Here is a 22576-nt window from a genome sequence, read left to right on the forward strand (position 1 = left end):
GCCACAAGACCTAGAATTGCGACAATGAAAGCTACTGCGAAAAACAACCATGTCGCATAGCGAGTAGCTTCGGGCTCAGATGGCATCAATCCTAGGTATTCGGAAGACCGCCCCACCACCAACATCACAATGAATGCTGAAAAAGCCCCCATAAAGACGCGCCTTAAGACAACACCAATCATATATCCAACAGTCATCGATAGAAGCCTTATCAGTCCAGTAAACTGTGCTTACTCGTAAAACACGTCTGAACATAATAGTAACAAAACTCAAGAATGCCCACATTTCGCGGATAACCGCTGTTATGTAATCCAACATTCTATCAATATCTACCGTGCTATTCCATATGACCACATTGAATCAGGTCCTATCTCACACATCACAGCGCAAAGGCTCTTAGTCCAGACTGTGTTACGCACTGCCGTCCCATCCTGCGCCTGACACTTGCCCAAGGCACAAAAAAAGCGAGGTCCGCAAACCTCGCTTTCTTTATTTTTAAACTTAGCGTTCAGATCAATTCGGGATCAGATCCGGAACGATTGTTACGATGGCTGGGAACATCCAAAGCAATCCCAAACCACAGACCTGAATAAGCACGAAGGGTGCAACGCCGCGATAGATGTGGCGTGTCGTGACGCCCTTGGGTGCGACCCCGCGCAGATAGAACAGCGCGAAACCAAAGGGGGGTGTCAGGAACGACGTCTGCAAGTTCACAGCGATCATGATCGTCACCCATTTGGGATCGAACGTACCGCCGTAGATGACAGGGCCCACGATTGGGATAACAATGTAAATGATCTCAAGGAAATCAAGCACAAAGCCAAGCACGAAGAGCACAAGCATCACGATCAGGAAGACCGTAAGTTCGTTGTCAAAGCTCTTCAGGAACTGCTGGATATAGTGTTCGCCTCCAAAGGAAATCACCACAAGGTTCAAGACTTGGCTACCAATCAGAATGGTAAAGACCATGCTGGTCACCTTCGCCGTCTCACGCACCACCGGTGGCAAAACGCCCGAACGATACAGAACGTAGCATGAGAACAGCAAACCAAACGCCGCATAGAGCCAAGCCGTGTAGGCGAACGCAAAGGCGACCCATGTCTCGAAACTTGGGCTGCCCTGATTGACGCGAAGATCGAAGTTCACACCGATCAAGATCATCAACATCACAGCCAAGGTCGAGAAGATCACGATCTTGCCCGACTTATCCTCGTCGCGCAGACGACGGTAGGCCGCCAACATAATCGCACCCCCCGCACCAAGTGCGGCTGCAGGTGTTGGATTGGTGATACCGCCAAGGATGGAACCAAGCACTGCAACAATCAGAACCAGTGGTGGAAAGACCACGCGGATCAGCTCGTTCTTGGCCAACATCGCTGCGGCGTGAACACAGCCATAAAGCGCGATAGCCCAAGGGATCAGCATCAAGATAACAGTCACACCGGAACTGGTAGACGGCCGAATAAACAATATATCGACCAGCAAGCCCAGCACCACACCGATCAGACCGATATAGATCGGGCGATGATCCCCTGACGGGCGCACACCGCGCGCCGTTGTCAGGATAAGCGCCAAGAGCACTGCCAGAATGGCGATGCCTGTGCCGATTGGTGCTGCTGCTGCTTCTTTCGCCGCAATCGCATCAACCATTTCTTCCTCGGTCAGTTTAACACTTTCAGCGATACCACCCGCTGCATCGATAACAACCATCTGTGCAATGGCCTCGTCCCACGCCTCTTGACCGTGAAGTTCGATCATGGAGGCCTGACAATCTGCACCAACATTCGTGCGCAGGCTCGCGCCCTCACCGATGTCAGAATAACTGTCCACTGCGATGCTTTGGTTGCCGATGATATTCAGGTTGCCCATCAACATCATGCCCGCGATCAACGCAACTGGCACACCAAGGAACCACGTCAGGCTTTCAGAGCGTGTCAGAACTTCACCGCTGCTGACACCCATTTGCACCGCTGGTGCTTTGGTCGGGTTCATCAACGCGTAGCCAAAGGCATAGAGCGCATACAAGAGCGCAAGCAAAACACCCGGTAAAAGCGCCGCTTGGAACAGCGTACCAACGGAGAGGACCGCAGGTTCACCCAAGTAGGTCAACGCGTCCGTACAGCCCGCTTCAATCGCGCGGGATTCTTGCGCGGATGAATACAAATCGCCCGCCAGCGTTCCAAGAAGAACAATCACGATTGAGGGCGGGATGATCTGCCCCAACGTGCCCGACGCCGCAATGACCCCTGTCGCAATCTCTGGCGAATAATTGTTGCGCAGCATGGTAGGCAGGCTAAGCAAACCCATCGTCACAACCGTCGCACCAACAATACCTGTAGACGCCGCAAGAAACGCACCAACTACAACAACCGAGACAGCCAAACCACCTGGCAGCGGTCCGAAGACCTTTGCCATTGTTGTCAGCAAGTCGTTAGCAATTTTGGAACGCTCAAGCGTGATGCCCATAAGAACGAACATCAAAACCGCAAGAAGTGTTTCGATTGACTGACCCGCAAGAACACGCTCGTTCATACGGTTCACAATGAAGGAAACGTTACGATCCAGTGCGAATTCCCAACCGCGTGGGAAAACAGATTCGTCCATGCGCGGTAATTCAGGGTATCGGAATATCGAAATCGCATCAGGCTTTACGCCCGAATTAACCAAGTCCGAATACATGACCGACCCTGTGTCGATTGCTTGGTGAATAAGCAATCCTGCACCATCGAGCAACGCAATGATGCCGAAGGAAATAACACCAGCCCCACCAATCGCGAACGCGACTGGAAAGCCCGATAAAATGCCACCGAAGAGGCACAGGAAAACAATGATTAGGCCTACTTCTACGCCATCTAATCCGAAAAGCATCAGTGCGCTCCCTCGTAAGCTTCTTCGCCCTCACCGAGCGTATCTTTGTCGAGGTACTTGCCCTCACTTTCAGGACCCTCTTTCCACTCAAGGTATGAGCGGTAGAAGAAGGCGATGGCTTGCAAGAAGACCATGGCTGTGAAGGCCACGAGCAAAAGCTTGAAAAGGAAGTAAGCTGTAAAGCCGTTGGGCGAGAAACCGATGGTTTCGACGTTCCATTTCAGCAACTTGGACTTGCGCATCAGCAATTCGATACTGTCGGACGCAGATACCTTTGGCGTCACAAGATGTCGCCACATGAAGTACCAGCCATACATCCAGATCAAGACAGCAGTGGGCATCATAAAGATCAATGACCCAACCATGTCGATGACTTTCTTGGTGCGGTACTTAACGGCTGAATAAACCAAATCCACGCGCACATGCCCGCCTTGCACGAACGTATATGTCACACAAAGACAGACGACTAACGCATTGTAAAGTTTCAGTTCTTCGGCAAACCAGCTAATGTCGAATTGTAGCGGAATACCAAAGCCAAACGAAATATCAGGGCGCGTAAAGATGCGCTGCATAAAGACGATGACGATCTGCTGAAGAACCATTAAAAGGCCCGCCCATGCAAAGAAACGTCCAACCGTGTTGGCAAAACCTTCAAGGATGCGGACCGTTCCCCACATCACTGAATTTCGCCACATGCCGACGGCCGTAAGGACAAGGAAGGCCGTGAAGACAACAAAGAAGAACTCGACCGAACCACCGTAATAGATGAATCGCATCATGGATTGGCTGTTGCTCCAATCCAGCCACGAGGCCGGATGAGAAACGGCATAACCGAAGTTATAAAATGCCATACCAATGTTCTGAATAAACCAGAGCAATCCATCGCCAAGTGCTGCGAGTGCCCCGCGAGACGCTTCGTCTTCCATTGGTGTCCCCCCTCATGAAAACCGATCTAAATGCGACGCTTACTTTGAGCGTCCGGTTTTTTGTTTGTAGATGGCAGGGCCCCTGCATTGCAGAGGCCCGTCCAATAGTCTTAAGCGATTAGGCTTAGCTGCCCAGAACGCGGTTACGCTGCTGAACGTAGAAGCCATCAGACTTGTCGATCCAGGAAGAGCTAGACGCCATGGACTCTTCGAAGGACTTACGTGTCTTCGCGAAGATTTCGTCGCCCATGTTTTCGTCCATAACTTCTGCAGACGCTTTACCGAATGCATCCCAAACATCGTCAGAAAACTGCAGAACTTTGACGCCCTGAGACTGAAGACGTGCAAGAGCAGCACCGTTGTTTGCAAGTGTCTCGGACAGCTGCAAATGCGTTGTCGCCGCGCAAGAGTTCGAAATGATCGCCTGATGTGCAGGTGACAGATCGTTATACACGTCAAGGTTCATGCCCATTGCAAGGCCGGAACCTGGCTCGTGGAAACCAGCTGCGTAGTACACTTTTGCAACTTCTTGGAAGCCGGCGCGTTCGTCGGCCATTGGGCCAACCCACTCAAGGCCGTCCAAAGCACCAGAAGACAGAGCTTGGTACAGTTCGCCGCCCGGGATGTTCTGGACAGATGCGCCCAGCTTACCCAAAACTTTGCCGCCAAGACCTGGCATACGGAACTTCAAACCGTTGAAGTCAGCCGCAGAGTTGATTTCCTTGCGGAACCAACCACCAGACTGTGAACCAGAGTTACCAGCAAGGAAGGACTTCAAGTTGAAGATCTCGCCTAGCTCGTTGTGCAGCTCGTGGCCGCCGCCGTGGTGGTACCAGTTTGTCAGTTCTTGCGCAGTGCCGCCGAAAGGAACGGCTGTGAAATACGCATATGCTGGGTGCTGACCGATGAAATAGTAGTCTGCAGAGTGATACATGTCTGCCTGACCGGAAGACACAGCGTCAAACACTTCAAGCGCGCCAACAAGCTCGCCTGGTGCTTTCTTGTCGATGGTCAACTGACCGTCAGACATCGCGCCAACCATTTCCTGCAGATATGTTGCTGCGTCATCAAGGACAGCAAAGCCACGTGGCCAAGACTGAACCATAGTCAGAACGCGCTTGCCTTGTGCGTACGCAGGTGCTGCAAGCGTTGCCGCAGCAGCAGCGGAGCCGCCAAGTGCGGATGTTTTTAGAAAAGAACGACGATCCATTTAGAATCCTCCCAGATGTGGTGATGCGTGGAAAGGCAAGATGGATCAGCCCTCCCAGCGCGGATCGTTTCAAGTGAGGCAAGCTTACGCAGCGAAATGCGCAAGCGGAATACCAAGTTGTAGGTAGAACGCGATATTTTTAGCCTAATTTAGCGCTAACAGCTATTTTAAGATCTATTCTGATTCCGAGGTTGTCGGTGATTTGTACCGAATTGCTGAATTTGACTACTCTAATGCTTTGATTCGTTTTTGATTCGCAGTTAGCACTACCCCCATGTCAGCGCGCGCCCCCTTTTCCCTTAGCTATAAGCAAAAGCTGTTCCTGCTTGGAACAGTTCCGTTGATCATCGCTGTCGCAGCCATCTCAGTCCTTGTTGCCTATCAATCGCGCCAATTGGCTGAACGCGAAATTGCGACGCTTGAACAGACGCTGATTGACGCCAAGAAGGACGAGTTGCGCAATTATGTGACCCAAGCGCGTAACGGGTTTTACTTTATCTACGGCAGCGCACCGCCTGATGACGAGGTGGCCAAACAACAGGTGAAACAGATCCTGGCCGCAATGATTTACGGCGATGAGGGCAGTTTTTTCGTCTACACATATAATGGCACCAATTTGGTCAGCCCCCGCGATACGCATCTGATCAATGGCAACTGGACCGGACTGAAAGATGCCGACGGCACACCGATCGTTGATGAGCTGATTAGCATCGCGCGTTCTGGTGCCGGATATCATAGTTACCTTTGGCCCAAGCCCTCCACGGGTGAAACCGCGCGCATGATCACCTACGTTACCAGCTTTCCAAGTTGGCAATGGGCGGTCGGAACGGGTGTTTTTATCGACGATGTGATCGCGACCATTGCAACAAGTCGCGCACAGGTAGAAGCACGCACGCGGTCTACCTTTCTCTACATCGGTGCCATTACCCTCGCGGCGCTCTTAGTAGTCTTCGGTTCCGGCTTGATGCTGAATATCCGCGAACGCCAATTGGCAGATGCCAAATTGCGCGCGCTTACCCAACGGGTGTTTGACGCCCAAGAAGAAGAACGCGGCCGCGTTGCACGTGAACTGCATGATGGCATTAGCCAAACGCTTGTTGGTATTCGATACGCGCTGGATGTAACACGCAGACAATTGGGAATGGACAAACGGCCCGTTCCCAAAATCCTAGATAAAGGTATCGAAGGATTGGCAGGCGCGATCCAAGAAATTCGCAACATCAGCCGCGATTTGCGCCCCGGCGTTCTGGATGATCTTGGCCTTGGCCCCGCCCTTAAGGCGCTGACCGATGATTTCGTCGCACGCACCGAAATGAAATGTGAGTTCTCAACTGTTGTGTTTCGCAATCGCCTTGGCGCAGACGCCAAAATCGCACTCTACCGCGTCGCCCAAGAAGCGTTGACCAACATCGAGCGTCACGCAGAGGCGTCCGAGATCCACGTGTCCATGCGCGGAGATAGACGCGGCGCTGTTCTGACCGTGTCTGACAATGGGCAAGGTCTAAGTGCAGGTCGCAATCGCGCACAAGCGACACCGCGTGTCGGAATGGGGCTGCGCAACATGCAAGAACGTATGGATCAGCTCAAAGGCGCGCTGACCATCACCAGCACCAAAAGCGGTACTGCTATTGTAGCCCGCGTTCCGCTCAGCCATATACTGCCGCCAGACCCCGATGCCCGCCCGAAAACTGCCCGTTAAGAGGATGCTTCCTAATGTCGACACGCGTTGCAATCGTTGATGATCACCCGATGGTCGCAGACGGAATTCAGGCCATTCTGGAAAGCTATGACGATATAGATGTCGTTGGAACATGTTCGTCTGGGCAGGCAATCCTAGACCAAGCGGATGGGTTAGCACCTGACGTGATCCTGCTCGATTTGAACATGCCGGGCATGAACGGATTAACCACGACCGAGCTGTTGTTAGAGGCCCACGCAGAGACGCGAATCTTGATTCTAAGCATGCATGACAGCCCCGAATACATCACCACCGCACTGAATCACGGTGCAATGGGATATGTGTTGAAGGACGTCCCGACAGAAGAAATCAAAATCGCTATTGATAGTGTTATGAAGGGCCAGCGCTACCTGTGTACTGGCGCAAAAGGGTCGCTTATCCCCGATGAAACCTCTGAAGCGCGCGAAGCCCTGACCGGGCGCGAGCAAACCGTTCTGTTGCAACTGGCCAAGGGACGGTCCAACAAAGAGGTTGCCTCCGTTTTGGAAATCTCCGTTCGCACCGTTGAGACACATCGCAAGAACATCAAACGCAAACTGGGGATTTCATCGACAGCTGGCCTAACCCGCTACGCGATGGAACACGGTGTTTTGCAAGGGACAAGCGAATTCCTGTGAGCCGCGTCATTCTATTGAACAAGCCGTTCGGCGTTTTGTCCCAGTTTACGGATAAGGGGACCGACGGCTCTGAACGCCCGACCCTGTCGCGCTATGTCGATGTGCCCGACGTTTATCCGGCTGGCCGTTTGGATCGTGACAGCGAAGGCCTGATTGTTTTGACCGATGATGGACGCCTTCAGGCCGAGATCGCAGATCCCAAGTTCAAAAGGCCTAAGACCTACTTTGTTCTGGTCGAACGCATTCCTGATGACGCAGCCCTGCAAAACCTACGTGATGGGGTCGCGCTAAAAGATGGCATGACCCGCTCTGCCGAGGTCCGTCGCATTGACCCGCCCACACTTTGGGAGCGTGATCCACCCGTGCGATATCGCAAGTCCGTGCCTGATTGTTGGTTAGAACTCACAATTCGCGAGGGCCGAAATCGCCAAGTGCGCCGCATGACAGCCGCGGTTGGCCACCCGACTTTGCGCCTTGTGCGTTGGTCGGTGGGCGATTGGTCACTCGATGGTATCGCCCATGGTGAATGGCGCGACGCTTAAAGTTCGACCCTCACGTCGTGCATCCAAAGCTTTGCAGGTCGCGATAGCATGAAGACGACAACATCGGCCAAGTCATCGGGCTCCGTGAAAATATGGTTCGGCACCTCTTCGCCTGCTTTGGCGAACATGTCTGTGTTGGTTCCGCTTTGATAAAGTCCCGCAACGCGCACGCCGCTTTCTGTCTCGTCCTCTTTCAAAACATCCGTGAACCCACGCATGCCGTATTTCGTCGCCGTGTAAATCGACTGCCCCGCTTGCGCGACAACGCCTGACTTGGAAATCACGTTCAGGATCGCGGCTTCGGATTGGTCCCTCAGGCTTGGCAGCAATTTCTGCGTCAAAATCATCGTCGCAGTCAGATTGGTTTGGACCGTGGTCAATACTGCCTCGTCCGAAATCGTATCAAGCGGTCCCGTTTTGTGCCACACACCCGCGTTGTTCACCAAAATATCAACCCCGCCGAAGTCTTCTGTGATCTGGGTCGCGACACTCTTTACAGCTTCAAGATCGTTGAAATCCGCAGAATAGGTCTTCACCAGCATATCACTTATTGCGCCAACCTCTTACAGGACACGCGCAAGACGCGCTTCATTACGTCCCAAGATCACCAACTGGCAGCCCTGTGCCGCGAGTTTCAGACAAATGTGACGTCCAATCCCATCGCTTGCGCCTGTAACAACGACTCGTTTTCCTGCAAGTTTCATTGATCTCTCCCGTTTGTGCCAAAGTTACCATGTGAATGTCGTGGTAAAAAGCGGAGAATTTCGTATAATTTCGCTAAACCCGCCACCAAACGCAATAAATGAAAAGAAAATCGCCACCCGACGACACATATTCTGCACTTGTGCTGTTGACGGCCCTTTTCATCACACCTAATGTTCTTGCACGCGTAGAGGAGCTTTTAACAATGTGCGACGTCGTCGTCATCGTGAATTTCAGGTGCATGGAGCCGTAAAGGCAGCCCGTGAGGGAACCCATGCGCCCCCGCCATTCGGACGGGGGCTTTTTTATGTGTAACGAGAATTTAAACGCCTTTTATATGGAGACAGGCGCATGGCCCAGAAAATGACCGGTGCGGAAATGGTGATCAAAGCTCTGAAGGATCAGGGCGTCGATACCGTCTTTGGTTACCCAGGCGGCGCGGTCCTACCGATTTACGATGCTATTTTTCAGCAAAATGACATTCGCCACGTGCTAGCGCGCCATGAACAAGGCGCGGTGCATGCAGCAGAGGGCTACGCGCGCTCAACCGGCAAGCCCGGTGTGTGTCTTGTAACCTCTGGTCCCGGTGCGACGAACGCGGTGACCGGTCTGACGGATGCTTTGATGGATTCAATTCCGCTGGTTGTTCTGACAGGTCAGGTCCCAACATTCATGATTGGCTCTGATGCGTTCCAAGAAGCCGACACCGTTGGCATCACGCGTCCTTGCACGAAACATAACTGGCTGGTGAAAGAAACATCCGAGCTGGCAAGCACGATCCACGAGGCGTTCCACGTCGCGACAACGGGCCGTCCGGGTCCTGTACTTGTAGACATTCCAAAGGACGTGCAGTTCGCAACTGACAAATACACGCCGCCCGAAAAGGCCGATCTGGGGCACTATCAACCTCAGTTGAAGGGGGATATTGAGACGATTACAGAGCTGGTTGAAGCGATTGAAAAAGCAGAGCGCCCAGTTTTCTACACTGGTGGCGGCGTGGTCAACTCTGGCCCTGCGGCAAGCCAGCTTTTGCGCGAACTTGTTGAATCAACAGGATTTCCAATCACATCCACATTGATGGGTCTAGGGTGCTATCCAGCGTCTGGCGATAAATGGCTGGGTATGCTGGGCATGCACGGTTTATATGAGGCCAACATGGCGATGCATGGCTGCGATCTGATGATCAACATCGGGGCGCGCTTTGATGATCGGATCACAGGCGTGCTGGACTCGTTCAGCCCGAATAGCAAGAAAACGCACATCGACATTGATCCCTCGTCCATCAACAAAGTGATCCGCGTTGAAATGCCAATTGTTGGTGATATCGCGCATGTTCTTGAGGACGTTTTGAACGTTTGGAAGTCGCGTGGTCGCAAGACCAACGCAGGTGCGATCAAGAACTGGTGGGGCCAATTGAATGATTGGCGCAAAATTGATTGCCTTGGCTTTGAGCAAAAAGGCAACGTGATCAAGCCACAGTACGCGCTTCAACGTCTTGAAGAGCTTACCAAAAAGCATGACCGCTACATCACGACCGAAGTGGGCCAGCACCAAATGTGGGCAGCGCAATATCTTGGGTTCGAAGATCCAAATCGCTGGATGACATCGGGTGGTCTCGGCACGATGGGCTATGGTTTCCCGGCCTCCATCGGTGTGCAAATGGCGCACCCTGAGGCCTTGGTGATCAACGTTGCAGGTGAAGCCAGCTGGTTGATGAACATGCAAGAAATGGGAACGGCGATGCAATACCGCTTGCCCGTAAAGCAGTTCATCCTGAACAACGAACGCCTTGGAATGGTGCGTCAGTGGCAAGAATTGCTGCACGGCGAACGCTACTCTGAAAGCTGGTCCTCTTCCCTGCCCGATTTCGTGAAATTGGCAGAAGCGTTTGGTGCGAAGGGCATTCGTTGCTCTGATCCGGACACGCTGGATGATGCTATCATGGAAATGATCACGCATGACGGACCTGTTCTGTTTGATTGCTTGGTCGAAAAGCACGAGAACTGCTTCCCGATGATCCCATCGGGCAAAGCGCATAACGAAATGCTTTTGGGCGATGACGATACCGCAGGCGCGATTGATGCCAAGGGATCTGTGCTTGTTTAGCACCGCTTGAATTGTTGGCTGGGGGCTTCAAGCGCCTCCAGTTCCAGACCACATTTTTGAACCGAAGAAGGGACATAATATGTCACCGCTCAAAATCAAAAAAGGCGCGAATAGCCATTCTGCTTATAACCTGCGCCCAAATTTCTCGGACGTACAGGAAACCCACACTCTGGCTGTTCTGGTTGATAACGAAGCAGGCGTTCTAGCCCGCGTGATCGGTTTGTTCGCAGGACGTGGCTATAACATTGAAAGCCTGACCGTCGCTGAAGTCGACCATCTTGGCAAATTAAGCCGCATCACGGTTGTCACCAAAGGTACGCCCCAGGTGATCGAACAGATCAAAGCCCAATTGGGTCGGATCGTACCCGTTCATCAAGTAAATGACTTGACCGTTGAGGGCCCAACCGTCGAGCGCGAATTGGCCTTGTTCAAGGTTGAAGGCACGGGCGAAAAGCGCGTTGAAGCGTTGCGTCTTGCTGATATTTTCCGCGCAAATGTTGTGGATAGTACGCTTGAGAGCTTTGTATTTGAGCTCACGGGTCCTTCGGACAAGATCGATGCGTTTGCCGATCTTATGCGCCCTCTTGGTTTACTAGAACTTGCGCGCACGGGTGTTGCAGCCCTATCGCGCGGTGGCGCATAAACCTCAGAACCTTCTAAACATATCAGCAGTGCTTAGTGTGCTGCTGATATAGTTGCTTGCTGCTTGGGCGATTTTTTGGCCCGCAATCGTTTTGCGCTATCGAAATCAATAAGCTGCGCATCCGCCTTATTCACGCTGGCAGATATATCCATTTCAACAGTCTGGGCCGTCTCAATCACCGCACCCAAATCACTGCAATAGTGATGTGCGATTTTACGCGGATTACATGCAAGACGTACATTTTCATGTTCCGCTAAATCAAACTGTATCAAATCACCTTGATCGAACCGTTCACCATTCGCTGCAGCGTGAGACTGTTGGCCAATGAACGCCAAATCCCCATGATCTTCACACCAAATAATTGCTTTGTCGTCTCCAGCGTCAGTCCAAATTACTACTCCAAGCATTCCGCACTCTCCACTAAATAAGCATCTAGTATGCCACCAATAAATTCGAGCACCACAGCATATATAGCATCGTTCGGACGCAATTTGTAACAGCTACGCGTTGTATTGACTCAATTCTGAATCTAGCCTGATCGGAATTGTATCAAATTACTGTTATTTTCAGGTTAGGAGATTTTCTTGTTTTCCAACTACAACTTCACAGATAACAGGCTAAGCATATGGAAAAGACCTTAAAACCAGTCTCAACACGCGCGCAATTCGGGCGAAACCTACGGTTGTTGTCCTCACGTTACCCGTCTGTCTCTGAGGTTTGCCGCCAGCTTGATATCAACAGGGCCCAGTTTAACCGCTATCTCAACGGCGAAAGCTATCCGCGCCCGGATATGCTGGCACGTATTTGCGATTTTTTCGAAACAGACGCCCGCATTCTGACTGACCCGCTAGAAACGATCGCTAAAACGCAACCCGATCTCATGAACCATCCAGAGATCCGCGAATTCACAGCAACTCAAAATACCAAGGTTACTGAAGAAGCTCTTCCTAGTGGCATTTACCGTTTTTCAAGGCGAAGCTTTATGTTTCCAGAAAGCTTTGTCATTGGGCTAATGTACATTTATCGTCGCGATGGATGGACCTTTATTAAAGGTGCTGAGACGCGCAAATCTGTACGCGAGCAAGGGCTTTCAGATGACGCAAGTGTCCGGCAATACAGAGGCTACGTTCAAAAGCTGGAAGGTGGGTTTGGCGCAATGGTGTCGCGACGCAACGCGAGACGGGCTCGTTCAACTTTGTAACTCCAGTCGCGTCATTCGATCGTAATTTCTGGCATGGATATACAGCCCGCACAATTAGCGAGTCCATCAGCACAACCCGCGTTACACGCTTGGTGTACGAATATGTCGGGCAGTCAACCAAACAAGTTTAATCAACGGCGCGCAAAGCAGGGCTTTGTCAGCTTGATGACTTGCCCCCCTATCACCAGCGCTTATTGCGTTTGGGTGAAACTTTTTCTTAGACGCCAAGGTCGCGGTGAGAAAAGTCAGCGTCGCTGTTGAGCATATGAAACACTCATCTGTTTAGTAGAATGCCCCAACACTGTTGGGAGGCTTTGGCCATGTTTGCACTTATCACCGATCTTTCCGCCGTGCGTCGCCCTGTGAGCGAAGCGCAAGGCCTGCCCAATCCACACTACATTGACCCCGTCGTCTTTGAGGAAGAAAAGAAGGCCGTTCTTTTCGCGTCGTGGTCGGGTTTGGGCGTCACAGCTGATGTGCCGGAGACCGGCGATGCGGTTCCGATTACCTTTCTTGGCATTCCACTTTTGATGGTGCGCGACAAAGTCGGTCAGGTACGTGTATTTCAAAATACTTGCCGTCATCGTGGCATGATTCTTGTGGAGGAACCTCGCAAGATCGAAGGTGCGATACGCTGTCCTTATCACAGCTGGTGCTACAGCACAGATGGTCGCCTTGTCAGTACGCCCCATGTTGGCGGGCCTGGCCAGAACACCCACGAAAGCATTGATCGCACTCTGTTAGGGTTGATCGAGGTGCGCAGCCATATTTGGCGCGATGTGGTTTGGATTAATATCGACGGAGGTGCCCAAACCTTTGAAGAAGCAAACGCCGATTTGATCGCACGTTGGGCTGAGTTTGATAAGCCCCTGTTCCATGGCGGCCCAGACAGCGCGTTCCAATTGGGCGTGAACTGCAATTGGAAGCTAGCTGTGGAAAACTACTGTGAAAGCTATCATTTGCCGTGGATTCACCCCGGTTTGAACAGCTATTCGCGCCTTGAGGATCACTACCATATTGAAAAACCTGATGCGTATTCGGGTCAAGGTACTTTGGTTTATCGCCAGCTTAAGGGCGATAAGGGGCAAGTGTTTGCAGACTTTGAAGGCGTCGGTGAAAAGTGGAATGAGGCAGCTGAATATATCTCGGTTTACCCGAACGTCTTGCTCGGTGCGCACCGTGATCATGCATTCGCAATCGTCCTTGTGCCCGAAAATGAAGGGCGCACCGTGGAAAACATTCATCTGTACTACGCAACGCCCGAGACTGACGCAGACATGCGCGCGGCCAATACTGAGCAATGGAAACTGGTGTTTGAAGAAGACATCTTTGTCGTTGAGGGCATGCAAAAAGGCCGTCATGCGCCCAGCTTTGATGGTGGACGGTTCTCTGCTGTGATGGACAGTCCGACGCATTGTTTTCATGCATGGGTCGCAGGCAAGATTGAGACCTATCGCAACGCCGCTCTTGCCGCCGAATGAACGATCTCGACGCGCGCCTGCTAACCGCACATGAACGCGATGACCGCCCTGCCCTTGTCACCTTGTATTCAGAGGCCGCAGAGGCCGATTTGAATGAGGATGCGCAAGGATTCTACCTTACGCACGCTTACGTGTTCGCCTTGGAACTAGGCCACCCAAACGCGCCAACATTGCATGCGCGCCTCAAGGCACTTGGGCGCGAAGAGTAACTCGCTTTTTAGCTTGCTCAAATCTGGCGTGTTTTTCGAAAACGCTGTCGCTTCATGCCAACGTTGGCCAACGCGCAGCAATTTGGCGTCGCTGTGACGCGGCCCCAAGATTTGCAGACCCATCGGCAAACCCATTTCGCCAAATCCCGCGGGGACGTTCAAAGCAGGCACACCCACAAGGCTGGCGGGGATCACAACTTCCATCCAACGATGATAGGTGTCCATCGTGCGGCCCGCAATTTCGCGAGGGCTGTCCCACTCTGCAGGGAATGGCCACACTTGCGCGGATGGCAAGATCACTCCGTCATAGTCAGCGAATAACGCATTTAGCTTGGTGAACCATTGCGTTCGGATCAGGCTCATTTTGTGAACCTCCATCGCGCTCAGGGCCATGCCTGTTTCGATTTCCCAGATTGCGTCGTCTTTCAACATCGCGCGGGTTTCTGGGTTCTCATATAGTGCCATTTTGCCGCAAGAATTGGCCCAAGCGCGCAGCTTTACCCACGCCTCCCAAAGTTGCTCGGCAGGGAAAGGCGCGCCGATTTTATCAACGTTTGCGCCCATTGCCTCAAACTGGCGTAACGCGATCTCGCATGTTTCGATCACGCCCGCGTCCATCGCGTAGGCCCCGCCCCAATCGCCAAGCCACGCAAAGCGCATGCCTTTTATATCGCCATCAAGCTGGCCTGATGCCGGCACATGCTCAAAACTATGAGGATGGCGCGTATCCAACCCCGCCTGCACATCCAGCAACAATGCGACGTCTTTCGGCGTGCGCCCCATGGGCCCCGCGACCGCCAACTGATGATGAAACATATCACCGGGCATATCGAGCGGAACCAAACCGTAGGTCGGCCGCAGTCCAAACACGTTATTCCACGCCGCAGGATTGCGCAGACTGCCCATCATATCAGAGCCATCCGCAATCGAAATCATACCCGTCGCCAAAGCAACCGCAGCCCCACCAGAAGATCCACCAGCAGAGCGCGTCAGATCATATGGGTTGCGCGTGACGCCGTGCACAGGATTAAACGTATGCGAGCCAAGACCGAATTCTGGCGTGTTGGTTTTACCGATCACGATCGCGCCCGCCGCTTTCATGCGCGCAACCATCAAGTCGTCTTTTTGGGCGATATTATTGGCAAAAATGGGCGACCCCATTGAGGTCAGCAGCCCTTCAGAATTGGCGAGATCTTTGATCGCGACCGGCAATCCATGAAGCGGCCCTTTTGAAGGACCGGCATCCGCCGCGCGCGCATCTGCAAGGCAATCATCCGCGTCGCGCAAGGACACAACGGCATTCACACTGCCGTTCACATCCGCGATCCGCGCCAAAGAGGCACGCATCAATTCCTCAGCGCTGATGTCCTTGCTCGCAATCTTAGCTGCTAACACAGTGGCGTCTTGATCAACCAATTCATTCATCACTACGCCCCTCCCAAGGCTGTTTAGTCTGTATTTTGCGCCTCTGCGCGGCTCTTTCCCGCTACGTTCATCGCTAATGTCGCGCCCATAAAGCCATCCAGATCACCGTCCAACACCCCTTTGGTGTCAGAGGTTTCGTGGTTCGTCCGCAGGTCTTTTACCATCTGATAGGGCTGCAAAACATAAGAACGGATCTGGTTGCCCCACCCTGCATCCCCCGCATTTTCATGCGCCTCGTTGACCAGTGCAGACCGCTTATCAAGTTCGATCTGGTACAGCCTGGATTTCAACGCCTTCATCGCGATATCGCGGTTTTGGTGTTGGGATTTCTCAGACGACGTTACAACGATTCCAGTCGGCGCGTGCGTGATACGAACCGCAGAGTCCGTGGTGTTCACGTGCTGACCACCCGCCCCAGAGGAACGATAGGTGTCGATGCGGATATCGGACGGGTTAACTTCGATTTCAATGTTATCGTCAACAACCGGGTAAACCTTCACGGACGTGAACGATGTATGGCGTTTGGCCGCGCTGTCGAACGGCGAAATGCGCACTAACCGATGCACACCACTTTCGGACTTTAGCCAACCATAGGCGTTTGTGCCCGTGATCTTATACGCCGCAGACTTGATGCCCGCCTCTTCGCCCGCGCTTTCAGATTGAAGTTCAACTTTATAGCCACGCTTTTCAGCCCAACGCACATACATGCGTGCAAGCATCGACGCCCAATCACAGCTTTCCGTGCCACCAGCACCAGAATTGATTTCAAGGAAAGTGTCATTGCTATCGGCCTCGCCATCAAGCAACGCTTCCAGCTCTTTCGCAGCGGCTTTGGCTGCAAGGGCTGTGAGGGCTTGCTCGGCCTCGCCAATGACCTCTTCGTCCTCTTCCATCTCACCGAGTTCGATCAGTTCAATGTTGTCAGAGAGATCCTGCTTGATCGATGTGTAAACGCCCATCGCATCGACCAGCATTTGACGGTCGCGCATCAGTTTTTGCGCCGCCGTTGCGTCGTTCCAAAGATCAGGATCCTCTACACGCGCGTTGAATTCTTCAAGCCGATGCGGGGCCGTGTCCCAATCTAGGCGCTGCCGTAGCAACTCCAATGATTTTTCAATAGTTTCGACTGTGTTTTGAGCGTCTGCGCGCATGGTGCGTCCCGTCTAAATGGCTAGCCTAGACGTGATAAACCAGCCCCCAGCCACCTACAAGGCTAAGCGGGATTTCATGCGGCCTCTTACGCCACACGACAGCCTTTAATCTTAATAAAGACCGCCCGAACTGAGTGTGCCAAAGTTTGCTTTCGGCCCCACAATCGCCTTTTTACCTGTCGGCGTCGTCACCTGACGCACAACCTGACCACTAGGTGCAATCAAAGACAAGTTACTACCCATCGCAAAACCACCGTCAAACGAGACACCAAAGATTAGCTCTTCGCCCTCACGGAAACACTCGTTCACGACGTTGTCGCCGGATGCACCGCCGGAAAGACGCGCACCTGAAAAACGGTCAATTTTGATGAATTCACAGCCCTCAGGCACACGGAATTTGCTCGCACCGTATTTTTTCGTCGCTTTGCGCATGAATTGGTTAAACACAGGACCGCACATACCACCGCCAGATGCACCTTTACCAAGGCTACGCGGAGTATCATATCCAATGTAGCAACCCGCAACGATGCGATTGGTGAAACCAACAAACCAAACGTCTTTCGCATCGTTAGTTGTGCCCGTTTTGCCCGCAGTCGGGACACCTAGCTTAACAGTTTTTGAAGCAGTACCGCGTTCGACAACACCGCGCATCATGGACGTCAACTGATAGGCCGTAACCGCGTTCATCACACGTTCACGGTCTGACACGATACGTGGGCTGCGTGTTGGTGAAATCGCGGGGTCACTACAATCCGTACACGTGCGCAAATCGTGCTTATAGACCGTTTTACCATAGCGATCCTGAACACGGTCAACCAAGGTTGGTTCAACGCGTTCCCCACCATTTGCAAACATCGCATAAGCTGCGACCATCTTGAACAATGTTGTTTCCTGACTGCCCAGTGAGTTCGCAAGCACTCGCAGGAAATCACCTTTTTCGTAAACGCCAAATTTTTCTGCGTAACTGCCAACTGTGTCCATTCCCACTTCTTTGGCCAAACGAATAGTCATCAAGTTACGCGAACGTTCAATTCCTGTGCGCAAGAGCGCCGGACCATAGAACGTATTGGATGCGTTTTTAGGGCGCCACAAACCCTGCGGCGTGTTAATTTCAATCGGCGCATCTACCACGATCGTTGCAGGTGTATATCCGCTATCAAGCGCAGATGCGTATACGAATGGCTTAAAGCTGGAGCCCGGCTGACGTTGCGCTTGTGTTGCGCGGTTGAACACAGAGTGCTGATAGGAAAAGCCACCTTGCATCGCAATAACGCGACCCGTGTTTACGTCCATGGCCATGAAGCCACCTTGTACTTCTGGGATTTGACGCAAAGTCCAGCGAATGAATGCACCAGAATTATCGTCCGTTATTTTGCGAATATGGACCACATCACCGACAGCAAGCAGATCGCCAACGACTTTGGCTTTGCGCCCTAGTTTCCCGTCAGACAGACGTTTGCGCGCCCATTGCGCGTCTTTTGCGGGAACCCAGTGACCATCTTCATCTTCATCTACACCTTCAATACCAATGCGAGCCTCGTTCGAGCCAACCTCTAGCACGACAGCAGGGTGCCATTTATTTTCCAAATCAACATCCCGCGCGACGCGAACATTGCTCAGGGCCTCGCGCCAAGATGTTTCTGACCCAAGGAGATCCACAGGTATTGCTTCACCAGTCCCACGCCAGATGCCTTGTGAGCGATCATAACGTTCAAGCTCTCGGCGCAGTGCATCCGCTGCCTCTGCCTGCATTTCGGGATCAACTGTTGCGCGAACGGTCAAACCACCCGTAAAGAATTCGCCCTCACCAAAGTCTTCGCTTAGCTGTCGGCGAATTTCGTCGGTGAAATAGTCACGCTGTAAAGCGGATCGAAAGCTATCAAAGTCGCCGTTTTGCACGGACTTCAAAGGTAGAACAACTTCGCTCTCGTACATCGCTTGAGAGATATAGCCATTCTCCATCATTTCTTTGAGCACGAAATCACGGCGCTGTTTCAAACGTTCTTTGCGACGCACAGGATGGAACTGGCTGGGCGCTTTGGGCATGGATGCGAGGAACGCAGCTTCGTGAGGCGCGAGTTCACCCATCGTTTTGTTAAAATACGTCTGCGACGCAGCGGCAAAGCCAAAGCTATTCTGGCCCAGAAAAATCTCATTCATATAAAGTTCGAGAATTTGATCTTTTGTCAGTGTTTTTTCAATGCGTGTCGCAAGGATGATTTCCTTGATTTTACGCTCTGCTTTGCGCGATCCGTCCAAAAGGAAGTTTTTCATGACCTGCTGCGTGATCGTCGACGCACCACGCACGTTTTCGCCACGTGACGTGATCGCATCCCGAAGTGCGGATGCCATACCGCGGGTATCATAGCCTGCATGTGTATAGAAATTCTTGTCTTCAGCCGAAATCAGAGCCTGTTTAACGAGGTCGGGAATTTCATTCGCAGGCGCAAACAAGCGACGCTCGCGCGCGAATTCGTCGATGATTTGACCTTCGCCAGAATAAATCCGCGAAATAGTTGGGGGCTTGTATTGCGCAAGACTTTCGTGGCTTGGCAAATCACGGCCATACATCCAGAAAATCGCACCAATTGTAAGCGCGGCCATCATCAATCCCATCGTCACAAGGGAAAAGATGGATCCAAAGAAAGATACGATTGCTCTGAGCACGTGCCGGCCCCCATTTTTTAGCACTCTATACGCGCCAAAAGCCGGATCGTCAAAACACAACATCGCTATATGTAAGCTGATTTCAGCGCATCACGACTAGCCGTAGCGCCAAACGCTACTTGCGACGCAGTTCTGCGTCAGCGGCATCGTTCAAAAGCCACGCCTGAATTCCATTGTGAATCCCGTTCACCATCTTACCGCGCCACTTAGGATCTGTCAGTTTGCTAAGATCATCTTTGCTCGACAAGAAACCAACTTCGATCAAAACCGATGGAATATCTGGGGCCTTTAGAACCGAGAAACCCGCAGATTGGATCGGGCGTTTATAAGTATGGCCAACTTCGGTATTGATCCCAAGGATAATGCCCCGCGCAAGCGCTTGAGAACGCGGCATATTTTCTAGGCGTGCAAGTTCCATCAAAATCGAGGCGATTTCATCATCCTGCCCAGACAGATCGACACCAGCAAGCATGTCCGCGCGGTTATGGCGTTCTGCCAAAGCAGCCGACGCCGCATTGGAGGCTTCTTTTGAAAGCGTATAGACCGCTGCCCCATTCGCTTTTCCGCTCGCCAACGCGTCTGCATGAAAAGACACAAAGAGATCCGCGCCTGCTAAACGTGCGATCTGCACGCGCCGTTCAAGCGAAACGAACTCATCCTCTGAACGGGTTAAAACGACGTCGAAATCACCAGAGCGCAGCAATGCGTCGCGCACCTCTTGCGCCAAAACCAGCATCAACTCTGCTTCAGTGATACCTTTGCCCGATGCGCCAGGATCAATTCCACCATGCCCCGGATCCAAAACAACCGTTAGCCTTGCCTCTGATCGAGCCTGAATTTTTGCCAACGCACTTGGCTTCAACCGATCCCATTCTGCATCTTGGGGCGCGCCTGAATTGATCTTAAACGTAGCATCATCCGCAAGCATAAGAGAAATACTCAATCGCGCGCGACCCGTCTCGCTGTCCACACTCAGCCCTGCGTTCTGAACAATCTGAGCACTCGGCAAATCTAAAACCAGCCGCGACCAACCGGGACGAACAGCTCCAAACCTCAATTGATTGGGCGCTTCACCGGCAATCAAGCCTTTGGGATCAACGCCCGCAAAATCGACTTCTCTGAAATCTATCGCCAATCTTGCGGGATCGCTCAACGTATAAACGCGGTAAGGCACCCCTTGCGAGAGCGACAAATCAACGTGATAGACACCGCCCCGAGTGGTGATGCGGCTTTCCTCAGCGTCAATACGCGTCAAAGCGGTAAAGCTTTGGGCGTACCCCGTGCTGCCCGCGCCAAGCGACAGGGCAAGAATAATAAGAAGTGCTGCTCTGATCATCGGCCTTTTTCCGGCTCGTTTCGTTGGCGCAAGGTATACGGGTCACATGCGAAACACGGAACCCTTAAATCTCAGGTGTCACGGAAGTGATATCGTATCCATACAGCCAGTCAAATTGACCCAACATCAAATTAGGCGCAAAGCGGCTTCCAAGTCCGAGAGCGATGTGGGCAGCCAACCGAACTGGACCGCGGCGCAGATGATAGCGCCACGCATTATTGTTAGAGGCTTCGATTACCTTTGTAACGCGCAACTTTCGTAGGTTTTGATATGCTGCCAATTTAGCTTCAATCGCCCCATCACAGGCAAGACACGCAGCCAACGCCCAAGCGTCTTCCAGCGCCGTATTTGCACCCTGTGCGAGGAAGGGCAAAGTTGGATGGGCCGCGTCCCCAAGTAACACGCACCCTGCCCCAGCCCAATTCGCCGCAACCCGATGTCTAAACAAACCCCATAAATGGACGTCTTGGACCTGCTCTAGCATCTGTTGAACAACAGGGGCCGCGCCTTGGAACGCAGAGCGTAGATTTTTTGGGTCATCACGCTGCGACCAGCCCTCTGGCGCCCATTGATCGCGTTCTTGCACCGCAACAAGGTTAAGAAACGCACCGTCGCGGATGGGATACGACACAATATGGCTGCGCGGAGCCATATGAACATGAACAGCGTTTTTACGCATGATCGTGTTGGGAATGATCGCACGCCACGCGACTTGGCCAGTAAAGAAAGGGTCAGCTTCATCATTCAGCACGCCGCGCAATGTGCTGTGCAACCCGCTGGCATCAATAACAAGATCGCTGGTCAGTTCGGATCCATCGGCCAAGTGAACAACCGTTGGTATCGCAGGTTCAATTGAGGAAACCTTTTGAGAGGTCCTTACATCGACACCCGCGTTTGTTGCCGCGTTGAGCAACATATCAATGAGGTCAGCGCGATGCAAAAAATGGTAACGCTGGGTTGCTTCAAGGCGCGTCAGATCCAGCCGCGCAACCTCAACGTCGCTTTCACTCCGTCGCAAACTGACGGCGTGGCCACGACACGAGCGACGCGCCAATGCCTTTTCAAGTCCAAGCGCGCGCAAGACGCACAGACCATTCGGGCTGATCTGCAAACCGGCACCCACTTCGCTAATCGCGCTGGCCTGTTCTAATACAACAACCTGCACGCTTTGCTGCGCCAAGGCCGTTGCAACAGCCAGCCCGCCAATTCCGCCACCAACCACAGTTATCTTCATCGGATGATCCATAACACATCAGTGCAACGAAAAACGCCAAAGCGAAAGCCCCGGCGTTTATATATTACAAGCAAATGCGCGCGATCAGTCGTCGCGGTGAACTTTTTCACGACGCTCATGGCGCTCTTGTGCTTCTAAACTCATCGTTGCGATAGGCCGCGCATCAAGACGCTTCAACGAGATTGGATCACCCGTTACGTTACAGTACCCAAACTCACCTTCTTCAATACGGCGCAAAGCTCCATCGATCTTGGCAACAAGTTTGCGCTGACGGTCACGCGTGCGTAATTCCAAAGACCGATCCGTTTCTTCGCTTGAGCGATCAACGACGTCTGGAATGTTTCTTGTCCCGTCTTGCATCGTTTCAATCGTATCACGACCGTCCGCCAGAAGATCATCGCGCCAGTTAATTAGCTTTTGGCGAAAATACTCTGTTTGGCGATCGTTCATAAACGGCTCGTCTTCAGCCGGTCGATAATCATCAGGCAGAAAAACTTCAGCTTTCATGTCCACTCCCCCT

Annotated in this window: 19 protein-coding genes and 1 pseudogene; 8 read left to right on the forward strand and 12 right to left on the reverse strand. The window is 52.5% G+C overall.

What is annotated here, in order from left to right; genetic code table 11:
• From QZ279_RS01940 to QZ279_RS01955, 4 genes are all read right to left on the reverse strand, one after another.
• On the reverse strand, window positions 1-197 hold a 197-nt coding region (locus tag QZ279_RS01940; RefSeq protein WP_293447232.1), incomplete at its 3' end, for a hypothetical protein.
• Between the two features lie 316 nt (window positions 198-513).
• Complete coding sequence (locus tag QZ279_RS01945; protein WP_293447233.1) at window positions 514-2868, reverse strand: TRAP transporter large permease subunit; 2355 nt, start codon at window positions 2866-2868, stop codon at window positions 514-516.
• Window positions 2868-3794: a TRAP transporter small permease subunit gene (locus tag QZ279_RS01950; protein ID WP_293447234.1), complete on the reverse strand. Its 927-nt coding sequence runs from the start codon at window positions 3792-3794 to the stop codon at window positions 2868-2870. The genes QZ279_RS01945 and QZ279_RS01950 overlap by 1 nt, the downstream gene beginning before the upstream one ends.
• Window positions 3795-3918: 124 nt before the next feature.
• Window positions 3919-5004 (reverse strand): TRAP transporter substrate-binding protein, encoded by a 1086-nt coding sequence (locus tag QZ279_RS01955; protein ID WP_293447235.1) that lies wholly within the window; start codon window positions 5002-5004, stop codon window positions 3919-3921.
• Between the two features lie 274 nt (window positions 5005-5278).
• Between QZ279_RS01955 and QZ279_RS01960 the strand changes: the two genes are divergently transcribed.
• From QZ279_RS01960 to QZ279_RS01970, 3 genes are read left to right on the forward strand one after another with little or no spacing between them, the layout of a single operon-like run.
• Window positions 5279-6703: a cache domain-containing protein gene (locus tag QZ279_RS01960; protein WP_293447237.1), complete on the forward strand. Its 1425-nt coding sequence runs from the start codon at window positions 5279-5281 to the stop codon at window positions 6701-6703.
• A 14-nt stretch (window positions 6704-6717) separates the two neighbouring features.
• On the forward strand, window positions 6718-7359 hold the full coding sequence (locus QZ279_RS01965; RefSeq protein WP_293447238.1) for a response regulator transcription factor: 642 nt from the start codon (window positions 6718-6720) through the stop codon (window positions 7357-7359).
• Window positions 7356-7901 carry a pseudouridine synthase gene (locus QZ279_RS01970; RefSeq protein WP_293447240.1) on the forward strand — a complete coding sequence of 182 codons (546 nt, stop codon included), beginning with the start codon at window positions 7356-7358 and terminating at the stop codon, window positions 7899-7901. Before QZ279_RS01965 ends, QZ279_RS01970 begins: the two co-directional genes overlap by 4 nt.
• On the opposite strand, the pseudogene QZ279_RS01975 reads toward QZ279_RS01970, so the two are convergent.
• Window positions 7898-8605: pseudogene (locus QZ279_RS01975) on the reverse strand (SDR family oxidoreductase). The gene QZ279_RS01970 and the pseudogene QZ279_RS01975 overlap by 4 nt on opposite strands.
• A 349-nt stretch (window positions 8606-8954) precedes the next feature.
• Between QZ279_RS01975 and QZ279_RS01980 the strand changes: the two are divergent.
• Complete coding sequence (locus QZ279_RS01980) at window positions 8955-10709, forward strand: acetolactate synthase 3 large subunit (RefSeq protein ID WP_293447242.1); 1755 nt, start codon at window positions 8955-8957, stop codon at window positions 10707-10709.
• 79 nt (window positions 10710-10788) lie between these two features.
• Window positions 10789-11352, forward strand: coding sequence for an acetolactate synthase small subunit (gene ilvN, locus QZ279_RS01985; RefSeq protein ID WP_293447245.1), 564 nt, complete (start codon window positions 10789-10791; stop codon window positions 11350-11352).
• Window positions 11353-11384: 32 nt separating this feature from the next.
• On the opposite strand, the gene QZ279_RS01990 is transcribed toward ilvN, so the two are convergent.
• Window positions 11385-11759: a hypothetical protein gene (locus QZ279_RS01990; protein WP_293447247.1), complete on the reverse strand. Its 375-nt coding sequence runs from the start codon at window positions 11757-11759 to the stop codon at window positions 11385-11387.
• A gap of 218 nt (window positions 11760-11977) precedes the next feature.
• Here QZ279_RS01990 and QZ279_RS01995 point away from each other — a divergent pair, with 218 nt between their 5' ends.
• The 3 genes from QZ279_RS01995 to QZ279_RS02005 all read left to right on the forward strand — a co-directional run bounded on the left by QZ279_RS01995 (window position 11978) and on the right by QZ279_RS02005 (window position 14243).
• Window positions 11978-12553: a helix-turn-helix transcriptional regulator gene (locus QZ279_RS01995; RefSeq protein ID WP_293447249.1), complete on the forward strand. Its 576-nt coding sequence runs from the start codon at window positions 11978-11980 to the stop codon at window positions 12551-12553.
• 320 nt (window positions 12554-12873) lie between these two features.
• Window positions 12874-14034, forward strand: a complete 1161-nt coding sequence (locus tag QZ279_RS02000; RefSeq protein ID WP_293447251.1) for an aromatic ring-hydroxylating dioxygenase subunit alpha — start codon at window positions 12874-12876, stop codon at window positions 14032-14034.
• Window positions 14031-14243: a hypothetical protein gene (locus tag QZ279_RS02005; protein ID WP_293447254.1), complete on the forward strand. Its 213-nt coding sequence runs from the start codon at window positions 14031-14033 to the stop codon at window positions 14241-14243. Before QZ279_RS02000 ends, QZ279_RS02005 begins: the two co-directional genes overlap by 4 nt.
• On the opposite strand, the gene QZ279_RS02010 is transcribed toward QZ279_RS02005, so the two are convergent.
• From QZ279_RS02010 to dksA, 6 genes are all read right to left on the reverse strand, one after another.
• Window positions 14181-15668 (reverse strand): amidase, encoded by a 1488-nt coding sequence (locus tag QZ279_RS02010; protein ID WP_293447257.1) that lies wholly within the window; start codon window positions 15666-15668, stop codon window positions 14181-14183. The two genes, QZ279_RS02005 and QZ279_RS02010, sit on opposite strands and share 63 nt — an antisense overlap.
• A 23-nt stretch (window positions 15669-15691) precedes the next feature.
• Complete coding sequence (prfB, locus tag QZ279_RS02015; RefSeq protein WP_293447260.1) at window positions 15692-16819, reverse strand: peptide chain release factor 2; 1128 nt, start codon at window positions 16817-16819, stop codon at window positions 15692-15694.
• Between the two features lie 111 nt (window positions 16820-16930).
• The gene (locus tag QZ279_RS02020) at window positions 16931-19486 is read right to left on the reverse strand and encodes a PBP1A family penicillin-binding protein (protein ID WP_293447263.1); all 2556 of its coding nucleotides are present in this window, start codon (window positions 19484-19486) and stop codon (window positions 16931-16933) included.
• 115 nt (window positions 19487-19601) lie between these two features.
• A complete protein-coding gene (locus QZ279_RS02025; RefSeq protein ID WP_293447265.1) occupies window positions 19602-20822 on the reverse strand; it encodes an N-acetylmuramoyl-L-alanine amidase in 1221 nt (406 codons plus the stop codon).
• 64 nt (window positions 20823-20886) lie between these two features.
• Entirely contained in the window at window positions 20887-22056 is a 1170-nt protein-coding gene (locus tag QZ279_RS02030; RefSeq protein ID WP_293447267.1) for an FAD-dependent monooxygenase, read from the reverse strand.
• Window positions 22057-22140: 84 nt separating this feature from the next.
• Entirely contained in the window at window positions 22141-22563 is a 423-nt protein-coding gene (dksA, locus tag QZ279_RS02035; RefSeq protein WP_293447286.1) for an RNA polymerase-binding protein DksA, read from the reverse strand.
• Between the last annotated feature and the right edge of the window lie 13 nt (window positions 22564-22576).

This window comes from Planktotalea sp. (genome assembly GCF_018607965.1).
Lineage (GTDB): Bacteria > Pseudomonadota > Alphaproteobacteria > Rhodobacterales > Rhodobacteraceae > Planktotalea.

Excerpts from the sequence above, each read along its gene's own strand:
- QZ279_RS01945 (WP_293447233.1), bottom strand. The coding sequence starts at position 2,868 with ATGCTTTTCGGATTAGATGGCGTAGAAGTAGGCCTAATCATTGTTTTC.
- QZ279_RS01950 (WP_293447234.1), bottom strand. The coding sequence starts at position 3,794 with ATGGAAGACGAAGCGTCTCGCGGGGCACTCGCAGCACTTGGCGATGGA.
- QZ279_RS01955 (WP_293447235.1), bottom strand. The coding sequence starts at position 5,004 with ATGGATCGTCGTTCTTTTCTAAAAACATCCGCACTTGGCGGCTCCGCT.
- QZ279_RS01960 (WP_293447237.1), top strand. The coding sequence starts at position 5,279 with ATGTCAGCGCGCGCCCCCTTTTCCCTTAGCTATAAGCAAAAGCTGTTC.
- QZ279_RS01965 (WP_293447238.1), top strand. The coding sequence starts at position 6,718 with ATGTCGACACGCGTTGCAATCGTTGATGATCACCCGATGGTCGCAGAC.
- QZ279_RS01980 (WP_293447242.1), top strand. The coding sequence starts at position 8,955 with ATGGCCCAGAAAATGACCGGTGCGGAAATGGTGATCAAAGCTCTGAAG.
- ilvN (WP_293447245.1), top strand. The coding sequence starts at position 10,789 with ATGTCACCGCTCAAAATCAAAAAAGGCGCGAATAGCCATTCTGCTTAT.
- QZ279_RS01990 (WP_293447247.1), bottom strand. The coding sequence starts at position 11,759 with ATGCTTGGAGTAGTAATTTGGACTGACGCTGGAGACGACAAAGCAATT.
- QZ279_RS01995 (WP_293447249.1), top strand. The coding sequence starts at position 11,978 with ATGGAAAAGACCTTAAAACCAGTCTCAACACGCGCGCAATTCGGGCGA.
- QZ279_RS02000 (WP_293447251.1), top strand. The coding sequence starts at position 12,874 with ATGTTTGCACTTATCACCGATCTTTCCGCCGTGCGTCGCCCTGTGAGC.
- QZ279_RS02005 (WP_293447254.1), top strand. The coding sequence starts at position 14,031 with ATGAACGATCTCGACGCGCGCCTGCTAACCGCACATGAACGCGATGAC.
- QZ279_RS02010 (WP_293447257.1), bottom strand. The coding sequence starts at position 15,668 with ATGAATGAATTGGTTGATCAAGACGCCACTGTGTTAGCAGCTAAGATT.
- prfB (WP_293447260.1), bottom strand. The coding sequence starts at position 16,819 with ATGCGCGCAGACGCTCAAAACACAGTCGAAACTATTGAAAAATCATTG.
- QZ279_RS02025 (WP_293447265.1), bottom strand. The coding sequence starts at position 20,822 with ATGATCAGAGCAGCACTTCTTATTATTCTTGCCCTGTCGCTTGGCGCG.
- QZ279_RS02030 (WP_293447267.1), bottom strand. The coding sequence starts at position 22,056 with ATGAAGATAACTGTGGTTGGTGGCGGAATTGGCGGGCTGGCTGTTGCA.
- dksA (WP_293447286.1), bottom strand. The coding sequence starts at position 22,563 with ATGAAAGCTGAAGTTTTTCTGCCTGATGATTATCGACCGGCTGAAGAC.